The organism is Brevundimonas naejangsanensis, assembly GCF_003627995.1.
In the GTDB taxonomy this organism is placed as follows: Bacteria; Pseudomonadota; Alphaproteobacteria; order Caulobacterales; family Caulobacteraceae; genus Brevundimonas; species Brevundimonas naejangsanensis_B.
On record NZ_CP032707.1, the window covers coordinates 2,159,999 to 2,173,351 of the forward strand.

The 13,353-nt window shown below is 69.5% G+C and carries 16 protein-coding genes; 12 read left to right on the top strand and 4 right to left on the bottom strand.

Annotated elements, in window-relative coordinates; all coding sequences use genetic code 11:
• Positions 1 to 10 precede the first annotated feature (10 nt).
• A complete protein-coding gene (locus D8I30_RS10240) occupies positions 11 to 430 on the bottom strand; it encodes a VOC family protein (protein ID WP_121482646.1) in 420 nt (139 codons plus the stop codon).
• 67 nt (positions 431 to 497) lie between these two features.
• On the opposite strand from D8I30_RS10240, the gene D8I30_RS10245 reads away from it, so the two are divergent.
• From D8I30_RS10245 to D8I30_RS10285, 9 genes are all read left to right on the top strand, one after another.
• Positions 498 to 1,808 carry a replication-associated recombination protein A gene (locus tag D8I30_RS10245; protein ID WP_121482647.1) on the top strand — a complete coding sequence of 437 codons (1,311 nt, stop codon included), beginning with the start codon at positions 498 to 500 and terminating at the stop codon, positions 1,806 to 1,808.
• Entirely contained in the window at positions 1,805 to 2,188 is a 384-nt protein-coding gene (locus D8I30_RS10250; RefSeq protein ID WP_121482648.1) for a VOC family protein, read from the top strand. Before D8I30_RS10245 ends, D8I30_RS10250 begins: the two co-directional genes overlap by 4 nt.
• Positions 2,189 to 2,266: 78 nt before the next feature.
• The gene (locus D8I30_RS10255; protein WP_121482649.1) at positions 2,267 to 2,710 is read left to right on the top strand and encodes a hypothetical protein; all 444 of its coding nucleotides are present in this window, start codon (positions 2,267 to 2,269) and stop codon (positions 2,708 to 2,710) included.
• An 11-nt stretch (positions 2,711 to 2,721) separates the two neighbouring features.
• Positions 2,722 to 3,447 carry an RluA family pseudouridine synthase gene (locus D8I30_RS10260; protein ID WP_121482650.1) on the top strand — a complete coding sequence of 242 codons (726 nt, stop codon included), beginning with the start codon at positions 2,722 to 2,724 and terminating at the stop codon, positions 3,445 to 3,447.
• 257 nt (positions 3,448 to 3,704) lie between these two features.
• Positions 3,705 to 4,199 carry a CC0125/CC1285 family lipoprotein gene (locus tag D8I30_RS10265; RefSeq protein ID WP_121482651.1) on the top strand — a complete coding sequence of 165 codons (495 nt, stop codon included), beginning with the start codon at positions 3,705 to 3,707 and terminating at the stop codon, positions 4,197 to 4,199.
• 50 nt (positions 4,200 to 4,249) lie between these two features.
• Positions 4,250 to 4,636: a fluoride efflux transporter CrcB gene (gene crcB / locus D8I30_RS10270; protein ID WP_121482652.1), complete on the top strand. Its 387-nt coding sequence runs from the start codon at positions 4,250 to 4,252 to the stop codon at positions 4,634 to 4,636.
• Entirely contained in the window at positions 4,633 to 5,628 is a 996-nt protein-coding gene (locus D8I30_RS10275) for an RluA family pseudouridine synthase (protein WP_121482653.1), read from the top strand. The genes crcB and D8I30_RS10275 overlap by 4 nt, the downstream gene beginning before the upstream one ends.
• Positions 5,625 to 6,299: an HAD-IA family hydrolase gene (locus tag D8I30_RS10280; RefSeq protein ID WP_121482654.1), complete on the top strand. Its 675-nt coding sequence runs from the start codon at positions 5,625 to 5,627 to the stop codon at positions 6,297 to 6,299. The genes D8I30_RS10275 and D8I30_RS10280 overlap by 4 nt, the downstream gene beginning before the upstream one ends.
• Positions 6,300 to 6,308: 9 nt before the next feature.
• Positions 6,309 to 7,073 carry an ATP12 family chaperone protein gene (locus D8I30_RS10285; RefSeq protein WP_121482655.1) on the top strand — a complete coding sequence of 255 codons (765 nt, stop codon included), beginning with the start codon at positions 6,309 to 6,311 and terminating at the stop codon, positions 7,071 to 7,073.
• Here D8I30_RS10285 and D8I30_RS10290 read toward each other — a convergent pair.
• Positions 7,063 to 7,821, bottom strand: coding sequence for a pseudouridine synthase (locus tag D8I30_RS10290; RefSeq protein WP_121482656.1), 759 nt, complete (start codon positions 7,819 to 7,821; stop codon positions 7,063 to 7,065). The genes D8I30_RS10285 and D8I30_RS10290 overlap by 11 nt on opposite strands.
• A 396-nt stretch (positions 7,822 to 8,217) precedes the next feature.
• Here D8I30_RS10290 and D8I30_RS10295 point away from each other — a divergent pair, with 396 nt between their 5' ends.
• Entirely contained in the window at positions 8,218 to 8,619 is a 402-nt protein-coding gene (locus D8I30_RS10295) for a hypothetical protein (RefSeq protein WP_121482657.1), read from the top strand.
• Positions 8,620 to 8,748: 129 nt separating this feature from the next.
• Here D8I30_RS10295 and D8I30_RS10300 read toward each other — a convergent pair whose 3' ends face one another.
• Positions 8,749 to 9,387 carry a DUF938 domain-containing protein gene (locus tag D8I30_RS10300; RefSeq protein WP_121482658.1) on the bottom strand — a complete coding sequence of 213 codons (639 nt, stop codon included), beginning with the start codon at positions 9,385 to 9,387 and terminating at the stop codon, positions 8,749 to 8,751.
• Positions 9,388 to 9,594: 207 nt separating this feature from the next.
• Here D8I30_RS10300 and D8I30_RS10305 point away from each other — a divergent pair, with 207 nt between their 5' ends.
• On the top strand, positions 9,595 to 11,439 hold the full coding sequence (locus D8I30_RS10305; RefSeq protein ID WP_121482659.1) for a phosphoenolpyruvate carboxykinase (GTP): 1,845 nt from the start codon (positions 9,595 to 9,597) through the stop codon (positions 11,437 to 11,439).
• A 52-nt stretch (positions 11,440 to 11,491) separates the two neighbouring features.
• On the top strand, positions 11,492 to 12,514 hold the full coding sequence (locus D8I30_RS10310) for an NAD(P)/FAD-dependent oxidoreductase (protein WP_121482660.1): 1,023 nt from the start codon (positions 11,492 to 11,494) through the stop codon (positions 12,512 to 12,514).
• Here the strand turns inward: D8I30_RS10310 and D8I30_RS10315 are convergent.
• Positions 12,511 to 13,248 carry an energy transducer TonB family protein gene (locus tag D8I30_RS10315; RefSeq protein WP_162938857.1) on the bottom strand — a complete coding sequence of 246 codons (738 nt, stop codon included), beginning with the start codon at positions 13,246 to 13,248 and terminating at the stop codon, positions 12,511 to 12,513. The genes D8I30_RS10310 and D8I30_RS10315 overlap by 4 nt on opposite strands.
• Between the last annotated feature and the right edge of the window lie 105 nt (positions 13,249 to 13,353).

Consider the following 13,353-nt stretch of genomic DNA (forward strand, 5'->3'; position numbering starts at 1 on the left):
GTCCTCGGGGTCAGCCCTTCTGCGGTCCGCCGATCGACCACAGATGGCCGAAGGGGTCGCGGACCTGGCCGTAGCGGTCGCCCCAGAACTGGTCGGCCAGCGGCATGACGGGGATGGCGCCGTTGATCAGGGCGCGGTTCCACCATTCGTCGGCGTCGTCGACCTGAAGGTGCAGGGTCACGCCCTTGGGCTCGATGTCGGCCTCGCCGGTCCATTCGGGGAATTCGTCGGCCAGCATGACGCTGCCGCCGTTGATGTGCAGATGGGCGTGCATCAGCCGCTCGCCGTCCTCGGCGGGCACGCGGCGCACTTCCTCGGCTCCGAAGGCGCGGGCGTAGAACTCGATGGCGGCAGCGCCCCCGCGCGAGGGAATGGTCAGGTGGGGCGTCACCCCGCCGCGTGGTCCCTGATCGGGCTTGGCTTCAGTCATGCGATTCCTCCTCGGAGGCCTTGTAACGGGTGCAGTCGCCCGAACGAACGCCTATCTAGACTGTTCCATGACTGATTTGTTCGAAGCCTCCGGCATCCATCCTCCTGACGCCCCTCTGGCCGACCGCCTGCGCCCGCAGGCGCTGGACCAGGTGGTGGGCCAGGATCATCTGCTCGGCCCCGGCGGGCCGATCCGCCGCATGATCGAGGCCGGGCGCCTAGGCTCCATGATCCTGTGGGGGCCGCCCGGCACCGGCAAGACCACCATTGCTCGCCTGCTGGCCAGGGCTTCGGGCTATGAATATCAATCCATTAGCGCCGTCTTCTCAGGCGTCGCCGACCTCAAGAAGGCGTTCGAGGCCGCGCGGATGCGCCGCGCGGCGGGCCAGCAGACCCTGCTGTTCGTGGACGAGATCCACCGCTTCAACCGCGCCCAGCAAGACGGCTTCCTGCCCTTCGTCGAGGAGGGGATCGTCACCCTGGTCGGCGCCACGACCGAGAACCCCAGCTTCGAACTGAACGGCGCCCTGCTGTCGCGCAGCCAGGTCTATGTGCTGAAGCGTCTGGACGATGCCTCGCTGGACCTGCTGCTGGAACGGGCCGAGGCCCTGATGGGCAAGCCCCTGCCGCTGACGCCCGAGGCGCGCCAGGCCATGTTGGCCCTGGCTGACGGCGACGGGCGCTATCTGCTGACCATGTCCGAGGTGCTGTTCGACCTGCCGGAAGGCGAGCCGCTGGACGTCCAGACCCTCGCGGGCGTCCTTCAGAAGCGCGCGCCCGCCTACGACAAGTCGCGCGAGGAGCACTACAACCTCATCTCGGCCCTGCATAAGTCGGTGCGCGGCTCGGACCCGGATGCGGCGCTTTACTGGCTGGCGCGGATGCTGAACGGGGGCGAGGACCCGTTGTATCTGGCGCGCCGCATCGTGCGCATGGCGGTCGAGGACATCGGCCAGGCCGACCCCCTGTCCATATTGGTCGCCAACGCCGCCAAGGACACATACGATTTCCTGGGCTCGCCCGAAGGCGAACTGGCCCTGGCCCAGGCGGTCGTCCACCTGGCCACAGCGCCGAAGTCGGTCGGCGTTTATGAGGCCTTCAAGGCGGCGAAGAAGGCGGCGTACGAAACCGGCTCCCTGACGCCGCCGGCCCATATCCGCAACGCCCCGACCAAGCTGATGAAGCAGCTCGGCTACGGCAAGGGCTACCAATACGACCCCGACATGCCCGAAGGCTTCTCGGGCGCGAACTTCTTCCCCGACGGGATGGAGCGCCGCACTTTCTACCAGCCCAAGGGCGAGGGCCATGAAGAGAAGGTCAAGGCGCGTCTGGAGCGCTGGGCGGCGATGCGGGCGCGGATGCAGAAGCAAACGCCATGAACCTCAATCAGGTCACGGTCGAGACCACGGACATTCCGCGCGCCAAGGCCTTCTATCAGCGGCTGGGGCTGACGCTGATCGTGTCCAGCGACCATTACGCCCGCTTTCTTTGTCCCGGCGACGGCTCGGCGACGTCCGCCACCTTCTCGGTTCACCTCGCGCAACGGATGACGCCCGGCGGCGCCGCGATCTATTTCGAATGCGCCGACCTGAACGAACGGGTCGCGGCGCTCCAAGCCGCGGGCGTGACGTTCGACCAGGAGCCGACCGATCAGCCCTGGCTGTGGCGCGAGGCCTGGCTGCGCGATCCGGACGGCAATCGGCTGTGCCTCTATTGGGCCGGCGACAACCGCGTGAACCCGCCATGGCGGGTTCCTTGAGTTTCTGATCGCCGTTCATTGTTAACCGTGACGGTTCGAGGCTAGCCTCGCGGAATCGGCAACCTGGGGAGGGAAACAATGACCGATATCGCAAGGCGCGCGTCCGCGCCCCGGCACCTGTGGCTGGTCGGCGTGGTGTCGCTGCTGTGGAACGGCTTCGGCGCCTACGACTACATCCAGACCAATATGCGCGGAGAGGCCTATATGCGGGCCTCGGGCTTCGGCGACGCCGCCGTGGCCTATTTCTTCGCCATGCCGACCTGGATGTACGTGCCCTGGACCATGGGCGTGTGGGGCGCGGTTCTGGGCTCGCTGCTGATGCTGGCGCGCAGCCGTTGGGCGGTCCACGCCTTCGTCATCTCGCTGATCGGCGCCGCCGTCAGCGCGATCTACACCTACTTCATCGGCAACGGCCTGCAGGCCCTGGGGCCGATCGCCCATCTGCAGCTGCTGATCCTCGCCATCGCCGCTTTCCTGGCCTGGTACGCCTGGACCATGGCGAAGAAGGGCGTGCTCCGCTAAAGGCTCGGCGGGTGAAGACCCGCCAGCCTTTTTCCCTGACCGACGAAGAGATCGCCGCCGTCCGCTCCTGGGTGGTGCACGAAGACGCGCATCTGATCGTCTTCAACAAGCCGTCGGGCCTGTCCAGCCAGGGCGGCCGCATCCAGGCGCACACCCTGGATGACCTGCTGTGGGCCTTCGCCCGCTCGAACGGCAAGCGGCCCGAGCTGGTGCACCGGCTGGACCGCGACACCTCGGGCGTCATCCTGGCCGCCAAGACCAAGCCCGCCGCCGGCTTCTTCGGCAAGGCGCTGCAGGCCCGCAAATTCCAGAAGACCTATCGCGCCCTGATCGCCGCCGCGCCCGAGCCGCGCGCGGGCCTGATCGACGCCCCCCTGCGACGCCAGGAGATCGGCCGCGAATCCTACATGCGCGTGGTCGAGGCCGACGCCGAGGGCGCCCAGGCGTCGCAGAGCCGCTATCGCACCCTGGCCGCCAACGAGCAGGGGGCGGTGGTCGAGCTCGAGCCCCTGACCGGCCGGATGCACCAGCTGCGCGTGCACATGGCCCACATCGGCCGGCCCCTGGTCGGCGACGTCCGCTACGGCGGGGCCCTGACCTTCGCCGGCCGCGCCGCGCCGCGCCTGATGCTGCATGCGGCCAGGCTCAGCTTTCCTCATCCCGACGGCGGCCGCGTGACGGTCGAGGCGCCGGAACCGGAGGACTTCGCCGCCTTGCGTCAGGCGGCGGGGCTTTAGCAGCTTTAATACGCCGTCACACAGGACGGCTGTCCCACCCCTCCGTCATCCTCGGGCTTGACCCGAGGATCGGACTGTCCGGCTGCACGACGTCGGAAAGGTCAAGCGCGCCCTGTGCTTGATCCTCGGGTCAAGCCCGAGGATGACGGCGGAAGCGGGAAGGTGAGGCGGAAGGAGCATGGCTTCATCCGCGGTTCAGCTTTGTCCCGGAACAATCCGTCGCGCCCGCGCGCTGTTCGGGCGTGGGAGACATGCGCATGAAACGCCTCGCCTTCGGATTGATCGCCGCCTCAGCCCTGGCCCTGTCGGCCTGCGCCAGCCTGGCGCCCTACGGCCCGCAGATGGGGCCGCGCGGTCAGGGCTATGCCGAGCAGCGCATCGAATCCAACCGCTTCCGCGTCACCTACAACGGCGTCGGCGCCCCCGGCCCGGTGGCCGACCGCGCCCTGTTCCGGGCCGCCCAGCTGACGGTCGATCAGGGCTATGATTGGTTCGAGGTGACGCAGCGCTGGATCGACGGCCGCCCCGACAGCGTGGGCGGCGTGCGTCCAAGCGTCTCGATCGGCGCCGGCTCCAGCCGGTACGGAGGCTATCGCGCCTCGGGCGTCGGCGTCGGCCTGGGCTTCGACCTCAGCGGCCCGCAGCCGACCTCGACCACGCTGGAGATCGTCATGGGCCGGGGCCAGCGCCCCGACCGCCGCGAAGCCTATGACGCGCGCGGGGTTCAGGACGCCATCCGTCCGCGCCTGTAGAGGGGCGCCAGCCCTTCGCAAATGACTGCGGAACAGTATAAGCCGCCAGCATGACACGTTTTCTGCTGGTCGCGAGCGGGGGCGCCCTGGGCGCAATGGCGCGCTACGCCCTGGGCCTGGCGGTCGGCCGCCTGGCGCCCGGCGCCGCCTGGCCGTGGGGAACGTTCGGCGCCAACCTGATCGGCGGCCTGCTGATGGGTCTGCTGGCCGGATGGCTGGCGCTGAAGGCGGGGGCGCATCAGGAGAGCATCCGCCTGTTCGCGGCGGTCGGCGTGCTGGGCGGCTTCACCACCTTCTCGGCCTTCTCTCTGGAGGCGGCCTTGATGATCGAGCGCCGCGAGATGGCCACGGCCGCCCTTTATGCCGCCGCCTCGGTCGCCCTGGCCGTCGCCGCCCTGTTCCTGGGACTTCTCATCGCCCGAAAGGCTTTTGCATGACCCGCGAGGTCAAGACTCTCTTTGTGGCGGAGGCCGAGGACGGCATCCGTCTGGACCGGTGGTTCAAGCGGCGCTGGCCGCACCTGTCGCACATCCAGGTGCAGAAGATGGCCCGCAGCGGCCAGATCCGCGTCGACGGCTCGCGCGTGAAGCCCGAGGACCGCCTGACCGCCGGCGCCGCCGTGCGCGTGCCGCCCATCCCCGAGGCGACCCCGCGTCAGCCCGGCGACAAGCATGAACTGAACGAACGCGACATCGCCTACGCCAAGTCCCTGGTCCTCTATGAGGACGACATGGTCATCGCCCTGAACAAGCCGCACGGCCTGGCCGTGCAGGGCGGCACCAAGACGACCAAGCACGTCGACCGCCTGCTGTCGGCCTGGGGCGAGGGGATGGAGCGCCCGCGCCTGGTCCACCGCCTGGACCGCGACACCTCGGGCGTGCTGCTGCTCGGCAAGGGGCCGGAGGCGGCCAAGCGCCTGGCCGGGGCCTTCGCCCGCCGTCAGGCCAAGAAGACCTATTGGGCCATCGTCATCGGCAATCCCAAGCCGTCGGCGGGCCAGATCGACATGGCGCTGAAGAAGACGGGCATCAACGACTTCGAGATGATGCGCCCCGCCGATCCCAAGGAGCATGGCGCCGAACCGGCCGAGACCGCCTACGCCACCGTCAGCCGCGCCGCCCACCGCGCCGCCTGGATGGCGCTGCGCCCCTTCACCGGCCGGACGCACCAGCTGCGCGCCCATATGAGCGCCATCGGCCACCCGATCCTGGGCGACCCCAAATACGGCAACGAGCAGTCGAAAGAGCTGTCCGGCCCGCTGAAGCTCCAGCTTCACGCGCGCCGCATCGAGCTGGATCATCCCGGCGGCGGCAAGCTGATCGTCGAGGCGCCGCTGAGCCCCGAGATGAAGGCCGGCTTCAACCATTTCGGCTTCTCCGAGGACGAGGCCGACGAGGACCCCTTCGCGGGCGTGCGGCGGATGCGATGAGGCCGCTGGCCGTTTTCGACATCGACGGCACCCTGGTCGACAGCCGCGCCTCTATCCACCGGGCCGCGTGCGAGGCGGCGCAGGTTCTGGGCCTGCCGGAGCCGGCATACGACCGGGTGCGCCAGATCGTGGGCCTGAGCCTGCATCACGCTCTGCACGTGCTGGAGCCGGCGCTGACCGACGCCGAACTGGCTGATTTCGTCGCGGCCTTTCAGGCCAGCTTCCGCGCGATGTATGAGGCGGGCCATGAAGAGCCGCTCTATCCGGGCGTCATGGACACCCTGCGTCGGCTGAAGCGCGACGGCTGGAGGTTGTCGCTGGCGACGGGCCAGAACCGCCGCGGCGTGGCCCGCAACCTGGCCCGGCCCGAGTGGAGCGACCTCTTCCTGTCCAGCCACTGCGCCGAGGACGGGCCGGGCAAGCCGGACCCGGCCATGCTGCGCGCCGCCATGGCCGCCTGCGGAGCCGACGCCGCCTCTACGACCATGATCGGCGACACCAGCCACGACATCGCCATGGCCGTGGCGGCGGGCGTCCATCCGCTGGGCGTCGGCTGGGGCTTCCATACGGTCGAGGAGCAGGCGGCCGCTGGCGCGCTGCACATCGCCGCTGATTTTCCTGATCTGGAGGCGGCGCTCGATCGTTTCGCCTCCGCCAGCTTGTTCGCCTAGAAATCCATCATGACCCACATTCCCCCGCTGGACCCCAACGTCGCCGCCCAGAAGGGCTTTCGTGAATCCGAGGAGCGCATCAAGCGCTTCTGGAAAAGCGCCGACGCCGAGGCGCGCGACGGCGGCTGGATCGTCCTGCTGGACGGCCGCGCGCCCAAGACGCCGGCCGGGAGCGCCATCGTTCTGCCGACCGAGGCTGCCGCCGGCCTGGTCGCCGAGGAGTGGAACGCCCAGGGCGAACACCTGCTGCCCGCGACCATGCCCGCCACCCGCCTGGCCTCGACGGCCATCGATCGGGTCAGCCAGACGCGCGCGCCTGTTGCCGAAGAGATCGCCCGCTACGCCGGGTCGGACGTGCTCTGCTACCTGGCCGAGGCGCCGTCGGGCCTGATCGAGCGCCAGCAGGCCGAATGGGGGCCGTGGCGCGACTGGGCCGCGCGCGAACTGGGCGTCGAACTGCACACGGTCGAAGGCATCATCCACCGGCCCCAGGCGCCCGGGGCCCTGGCGCGGGTCGAGGCCCTGGCGCTGGCGCTGGACGACTTCGCTCTGACCGGCCTGGCGATGGCGGTGCCCCTGTTCGGCTCGGCGGTGCTGGGGCTGGCGGTGCAGCGCGGGGCGCTGGCGGGCGAGGCGGCGCTGGACCTGTCGCGGCTGGACGAAGCCTTCACCGAGGAGCGCTGGGGCGTGGACGAGGAAGCCGCCGCCCGCACCGCCGCCCACCGCGCCGAAGCGGCCCTGCTGCAGCGGTGGTTCGAGGCGCTTACCCTTTGATCAGCGCCGCCCGCTCGTCCGCGGTCAGCATCCGCCACCGGCCTTCCGGCAGGTCGCCCAGCTTCACTGGGCCGATGCGGATGCGGTAGAGGTCGACGACCTCCAGCCCGACCAGTTCGCACATGCGGCGGATCTGGCGATTGCGGCCCTCGCGCAGCAGGAAGCGCAGGCGCTGGGGCTCCATCTGGGTGACGCGGGCGGGCTTCAGCTGGCGGCCGTCCAGCTCCAGCCCGTGGCGCAGCTTGGACAGCTTGGCCTCCGTCACCTGACCGGCGACGCGGACCAGGTATTCCTTGTCCAGGTCCGACTGCGGCCCGATCACCGCCTTGGCCACCACCCCGTCCGACGACAGCAGCAGCAGGCCGCGCGAATCCTCGTCCAGCCGCCCGACCGGGGGCAGGGAGGCGTCGCGCGCCGGGACTTCGCCTTCGCCGACCTTGTTGGCGGCGGTCAGCAGGCGCACGGCGGGGATCTTGCCGGGTTCCGGCTGGCCCGAGACATAGCCGACCGGCTTGTGCAGCAGGATGGCGACCCCCGCCGCCAGCGCGGCTTCGCCCTTGTCGTTCAGGGTCAGGGTCTGGCCCGGTTCGATCTTGCGGCCCGCGTCGCGCACCACCTCGCCGTCGATGCTGACCAGCCCTTCGGCGATCAGCCCTTCGGCCTCGCGGCGCGAGCAGACGCCGGTCTGGCCCAGCCACTTGTTGATGCGGACGGGTTCTGCGCCGTCATAGGTGCGGGTGAAGGCCATGGTCTGACTGACTCTCCGATGCGATCGGCTGTGTAGGACCCGCCTGCGCGTGGAGGCAAGGGCGGCGCCGCCGCGACCGAGTTCAGATTTTCCACGGCGCGGTTTTAGTTCACGTTTTCGTCGCTCAAGTTGACCTTGAGCATCATAAGCCTATATCAGCAGTCACCCTGATGATTTTGCCGAGTGCGCGGCCGATTATTTCGGATCGCGACGTTTGCCGTGTTTGATCCGGTTTCGGCGTGCAGGGCGCGACGATTTCTCTGAATTGCTCGCGACTATTGATCGATAACCTTCGAAGGAGACGTTTTGTACGCTCAACGCAAGACTGCGACCGCCCCTCGTTCTCGCCAATACGGTAATCGCCCCACGCCGACTCGGCTGCGCTTCGGCCTGATCATGCGCAAGGGCATGGAATTCGGCGACCTCGGCGACATGGAGACCGCCCTTCGGTTCGAAGGCGTGTCCCTGGCCCCCATTTCGACGGGCGAGGGCAGTCTGGTGTCGGGCGGACTGACGGTCCTGGCCACGGCGACTGCCGACGACATCAGCGGCGGCCGGGTTCAGGGCGTGGTGGTGCCGGGCGGCCTGGCGGACGAGGCCGGCCTGGTGCAGGTCAAGGCGCTGGTGAGCCTGGCCAAGGCGCACGGCCTGCCGGTTCTGGCCTTCGCCGACGGCGTGGCCGTGGCGGCCGAGATCTTCGGCCTGGCCGCCGAGGCGCCGGGCGCCGCCTTCCGCGACGGCAAGGTCGCCCTGCTGAACGACCGCGCTGAACTGACGGCGGTGGTCGCCGCCATCTAAACGCGGCCTCTTTTCGTCATCCCCGGGCTTGTCCCGGGGATCCAGAAACACAAGGGGGGCGACTGAACGAGGCCTCGAGCCTGGATTCTCGGCACAGGGCCGAGAATGACGAACTTAAAGAATGCCCTTCTAAACCCTACGGAAGATCAGGCTCAGATTGTTGGCGGGCATGGCCCGCCGCAGCGTCAGGGCCAGGCCATGCGACCGGGCGAGCGTCTCGACCTCGCCCCGGTCGCGCAGCCCCCAGGCCGGATCGCGCGCCTTCAGGCTCTCGTCGAAGGCGGCGTTGGACGGGGCCAGCGGCACCGCCGCCTCGCGATAGGGGCCGTAGAGATACAGCAGGCCGCCCGGCCGTCTCAGCGTGGCCTCGGCCAGCCGCATCAGGCCTTCGGCCGCCGACCACGGGCTGATGTGGATCATGTTGATGCAGACGACGGCGTCCAGCGGCTCGCTGGGCCAGAACGCCTGGTCCAGCATGTCGACCGCCAGGGCGGGATGCAGATTCGCGGCGCCCGCCGTCGCCCGCCACGCCTCGATGCTGGCCCGGGCCTCGGGGCTGGGGTCGCTGGGCGTCCAGTCCAGGCCCGGCAGGGCGGCGGCGAAGGTCGCCGCGTGCTGGCCTGAACCGGCCGCGATCTCCAGCACCCGGCCGCGCGCCGGCAGATGCGCCTTCAGCACCTCGAGAATCGCCAGCGCATTGCGCTCCGCCGCCGGCGAGACAAGGGCGCCGGTGGGAAACCCGTCCGGCGGCGACTGTACGGAATCCATGGTTTTCACGCCGAAGCAGATAGCCTTCCGGCCCTCTCTTAGCGACGAAAATGTGCTTTCGGGGCGGCTCATCTGAATAACAGGAGAATGAAAAGTGCGCCGGTTGACCTAACGTCCCGCTGGGTCCATTGCCCCGTAACACAGCGTGATCAGCTTGCGCGTCACGACGACGGCAGATCGTCGGGCGCACGTTCAGGAGAGCAAGACGTGACTCAATCGATTCCCGGACTCCATCCGGCGCCGACAGAACATAAGGGCCTCGTCGCCTGGGTGGAGCAGATCGCCGCCCTGACCAAGCCGGACCGTGTTCACTGGTGCGACGGTTCGGAGGCCGAGAAGTCCGCCATCATCGCCGAGCTGATCGGCAAGGGCACGCTGAAGGAGCTGGACCAGGCCAAGCGCCCCGGCTGCTACTACGCCGCCTCGGACCCCAAGGACGTGGCCCGCGTCGAGAGCCGCACCTTCATCTGCTCGCAAGACGCCGCCGACGCCGGGCCGACCAACAACTGGTCCGATCCGGCCGAGATGCGCGCGCGCCTGGACGGCCTGTTCGACGGCTGCATGAAGGGCCGGACGATGTATGTCGTCCCGTTCTGCATGGGCCCGCTGGGCTCCAAGATCTCCGCCCTGGGCGTTGAGATCACCGACAGCGGCTATGTCGCCGTGTCGATGGGCATCATGACCCGCATGGGCAAGGGCGCCCTGGACATGCTGGGCGCCGACGGCGTCTTCGTCCCGGCCGTGCACACGCTCGGCGCGCCGCTGGCCGAGGGGCAGGCCGACGTGCCGTGGCCCTGCAACGACGACAAGTGGATCGTCCACTTCCCCGAGACGCGCGAAATCTGGTCCTACGGCTCGGGCTACGGCGGCAACGCCCTGCTGGGCAAGAAGTGCTACGCCCTGCGCATCGCCTCGATCATGGCCCGCGACGAGGGCTGGCTGGCCGAGCACATGCTGATCCTCAAGCTGACCAGCCCCGAGGGCGTGTCCAAATATGTCGCCGCCGCCTTCCCGAGCGCCTGCGGCAAGACCAACCTGGCCATGCTACAACCGGCGCTGGACGGCTGGAAGGCCGAGACGGTCGGCGACGACATCGCCTGGATGCGCTTCGGCGACGACGGCCGCCTTTACGCAGTGAACCCGGAAGCGGGCTTCTTCGGCGTGGCGCCGGGCACCAGCCGCAACACCAACAAGAACGCGCTCGAGACCCTGGCGAAGAACACCGTCTTCACCAACGTCGCTCTGACCGCCGACGGCGACGTCTGGTGGGAAGGCCTGACCAAGGAAGCGCCGGAAGGCCTGACGAACTGGAAGGGCCAGCCGCATGACCCGGCTTCGGGCGAGCCCGCCGCCCACCCGAACGCGCGCTTCGCCGTCTGGGCCGGTCAGTGCCCGTCCATCGCGCCCGAGTGGGAAGACCCCGCCGGCGTGCCGATCGACGCCATCCTGTTCGGCGGCCGCCGCGCCTCGGCCGTGCCGCTGGTGACGGAAGCCTTCGACTGGGAGCACGGCGTCTTCCTGGGGTCGACCGTGGCCTCGGAAGGCACGGCCGCCGCCGAGAACAAGGTCGGCGAGCTGCGCCGCGACCCCTTCGCCATGCTGCCCTTCTGCGGCTACAACATGGGCGACTACTTCGGCCACTGGCTGAAGATGGGTCAGAAGACCGACGCCGCGAAGCTGCCGCGCCTCTTCTTCGTCAACTGGTTCCGCAAGAACGACGAGGGCAAGTTCGTCTGGCCGGGCTTCGGCGACAACGCCCGTGTGCTGAAGTGGATCGTCGAGCGTCTGGAAGGTCAGGCCGAGGCGGTGGACACCCCGGTCGGCCGCGTCCCGTCCAAGGATGCGCTGGACCTGTCGGACCTGACGCTGTCGGACGCCGATCTGAAGATCCTGCTGGATGTCGACGCCGACGTCTGGACCGAGGAAGCGGCTCTGATCCCCGCCTTCTACGAGAAGTTCGGCGATCGCCTGCCCAAGGCGCTGTGGGGCCAGCACGCCGCCCTGACCAAGCGTCTGGAAGAGGCGCGCGCGGCCAAGCTGGCGGCTGAATAAAAGACCGACTTCGACGGTTGAAATCGGGGCGCGGGAGGTCGAAGGACATTCCGTGCCCCTTTCTAATTCTCCCGAACCTTCCTTCGACGCTGTCGTCATCGGCGCGGGCGCTCTGGGCCTGTTCGCGGCGGCGGAGCTGAGACGACGCGGGCGCCGCACGGCGGTGGTCGATCCGGGCGGGGTCAACGCCTCGGCCGTGGCGGCGGGCATGATCGCCCCGGCCATGGAAAGCGCTGTCGACGACCTGCCGCCGGCGACGGCCGAGGTGCTGCGCCGGGCGCGCGACCTGTGGCCCGGTTTCGCCGAGGCGACGGGCGTGCGCCTGTATGGCGATCTGGCGGAATGGCGCGGCGGGAACGTCGCCGAACTGGTCGCGCGGATGCTGGCGCGGGGTTTTCAGCATGACTACGACGCCGCCGCGGCGCGCCTGACGACGCGGGAGGATGCGAAGGTTGATCCGCCGCAGGCCCTGGCTGTCCTGGCGCGGGGGCTGGCCCTCATCGCGGGTCGGGCGCGGGGCGTGGCGCGGGACGGCGAGGGCTGGCGCGTCGAGACGACGGCGGGCGTCGTCCGCGCAGATCATCTGGTTCTGGCCACCGGGGCCGAGGCGGTGGTCGCGGGCCTGCCGCCCGAGGCTCAAGCGCTGATGGCCCTCGTCACGCCGGTTCGCGGTCAGATCGGCCTGGTTTCGGAGGCCCTGGTCGATCACGTCGTGCGCGGGCCGGGGGCCTATGTCGCGCCGATGGGCGAGGGCTGCGTGATCGGGGCGACGATGGAGCCGGGCGAGCGCTCCCTCGTCCCCGACGCCGCGCGTTGCGAGGCCATGCTGGCCGCCGCCTGGGCGGTGCTGGGCCAGGCGCCGCGCCCGTTGACGATCGACTGGCGGGCGGGCGTGCGCGGGACGACGCCGGACGGCCTGCCCATGGCGGGGAAGGTCGCGCCCGGTATGTATTTCGCCCTGGCGCCGCGTCGCAACGGCTGGCTGCTGGGGCCGCTGGTCGGGGCGGTGGTCGCCGACGCGATCGAGGGCCGGCCCGTCGCCGAACCGACCCTCTCTCCGGCGCGCTTTCGTTAATCCTTCGGCGGATCGAAGCGGATCGCCATGGTGACGCGGGCGCCGTCGACCGCCTGGCCGTCCACGGTGCGCGGGCTCAAGCGGAAGTAGCGGCTCAGGCTCATCGCCGCCCGGCCGAACCCCTGATTGCCCGGCGTCTCGGACGTGACCGAACAGCCGGTCAGGCTGCCGTCCACCCGAACCACGCAGGTCAGGTTCGCCACCCCGCCGATGCCGCGCGCCTCGGCGGCGGAAGGATAGGCCCGTATCAGCTGGTCGGCCGTCGGCTTCCTGACCCAGTCGGGGTTGGCGATCACCGGTATGCGCGGCGGCTCGGCCGTCACCGCCGTTCCGGCCGAGGGTTCGGCCGCGGGCGCGGTCAGGTTGATAGCCGGCCCGGCATCGGCGCTGACGACAGGCGCGACCGGAACTTCCAGCGGGGCGACGTCGCTGGGCATGACGCGCTCCGGCCGGTGGATCGGCGGCGTCGGGGCAGGCGGGACCGTCGGCGCGGCTTTGGGCTCGGGCGGCTTGGGCATGGGCAGCAGGTCCACGACCGTCGTCGGCCGTTCCTCCAGCGTGGCGGGCGTCTCGGCCGGTTCGAATCTTTGATGATAAAGCCAGATTCCAGCGCCGACATGCACCAGGGCCGAGGCTCCGATCGCCGCCCACATCCAGCGGGGCAGGGCCTTCTTGCGTTCGTTGAAGTCGAGGGGGCTGACCACGCCGTGGCCGCCGGCGATACGCATCATCATGACTTTACGCGCCTCCTGTCGCGGGCCCTCCCCAGAACCCATGGAACAGAGTTCGCGCTTCCGTTGCGGCCTTAATGTGGCGCTTGCAGTCCTTAACGCCGCCTT

Bases quoted from the DNA above. Each gene is read 5' to 3' on its own strand.
- D8I30_RS10300 (WP_121482658.1), bottom strand. From the start codon at position 9,387: ATGGATTCCGTACAGTCGCCGCCGGACGGGTTTCCCACCGGCGCCCTT.
- D8I30_RS10295 (WP_121482657.1), top strand. From the start codon at position 8,218: ATGCGCAAGGGCATGGAATTCGGCGACCTCGGCGACATGGAGACCGCC.
- D8I30_RS10250 (WP_121482648.1), top strand. From the start codon at position 1,805: ATGAACCTCAATCAGGTCACGGTCGAGACCACGGACATTCCGCGCGCC.
- D8I30_RS10240 (WP_121482646.1), bottom strand. From the start codon at position 430: ATGACTGAAGCCAAGCCCGATCAGGGACCACGCGGCGGGGTGACGCCC.
- D8I30_RS10275 (WP_121482653.1), top strand. From the start codon at position 4,633: ATGACCCGCGAGGTCAAGACTCTCTTTGTGGCGGAGGCCGAGGACGGC.
- crcB (WP_121482652.1), top strand. From the start codon at position 4,250: ATGACACGTTTTCTGCTGGTCGCGAGCGGGGGCGCCCTGGGCGCAATG.
- D8I30_RS10245 (WP_121482647.1), top strand. From the start codon at position 498: ATGACTGATTTGTTCGAAGCCTCCGGCATCCATCCTCCTGACGCCCCT.
- D8I30_RS10315 (WP_162938857.1), bottom strand. From the start codon at position 13,248: ATGATGATGCGTATCGCCGGCGGCCACGGCGTGGTCAGCCCCCTCGAC.
- D8I30_RS10280 (WP_121482654.1), top strand. From the start codon at position 5,625: ATGAGGCCGCTGGCCGTTTTCGACATCGACGGCACCCTGGTCGACAGC.
- D8I30_RS10255 (WP_121482649.1), top strand. From the start codon at position 2,267: ATGACCGATATCGCAAGGCGCGCGTCCGCGCCCCGGCACCTGTGGCTG.
- D8I30_RS10285 (WP_121482655.1), top strand. From the start codon at position 6,309: ATGACCCACATTCCCCCGCTGGACCCCAACGTCGCCGCCCAGAAGGGC.
- D8I30_RS10290 (WP_121482656.1), bottom strand. From the start codon at position 7,821: ATGGCCTTCACCCGCACCTATGACGGCGCAGAACCCGTCCGCATCAAC.
- D8I30_RS10265 (WP_121482651.1), top strand. From the start codon at position 3,705: ATGAAACGCCTCGCCTTCGGATTGATCGCCGCCTCAGCCCTGGCCCTG.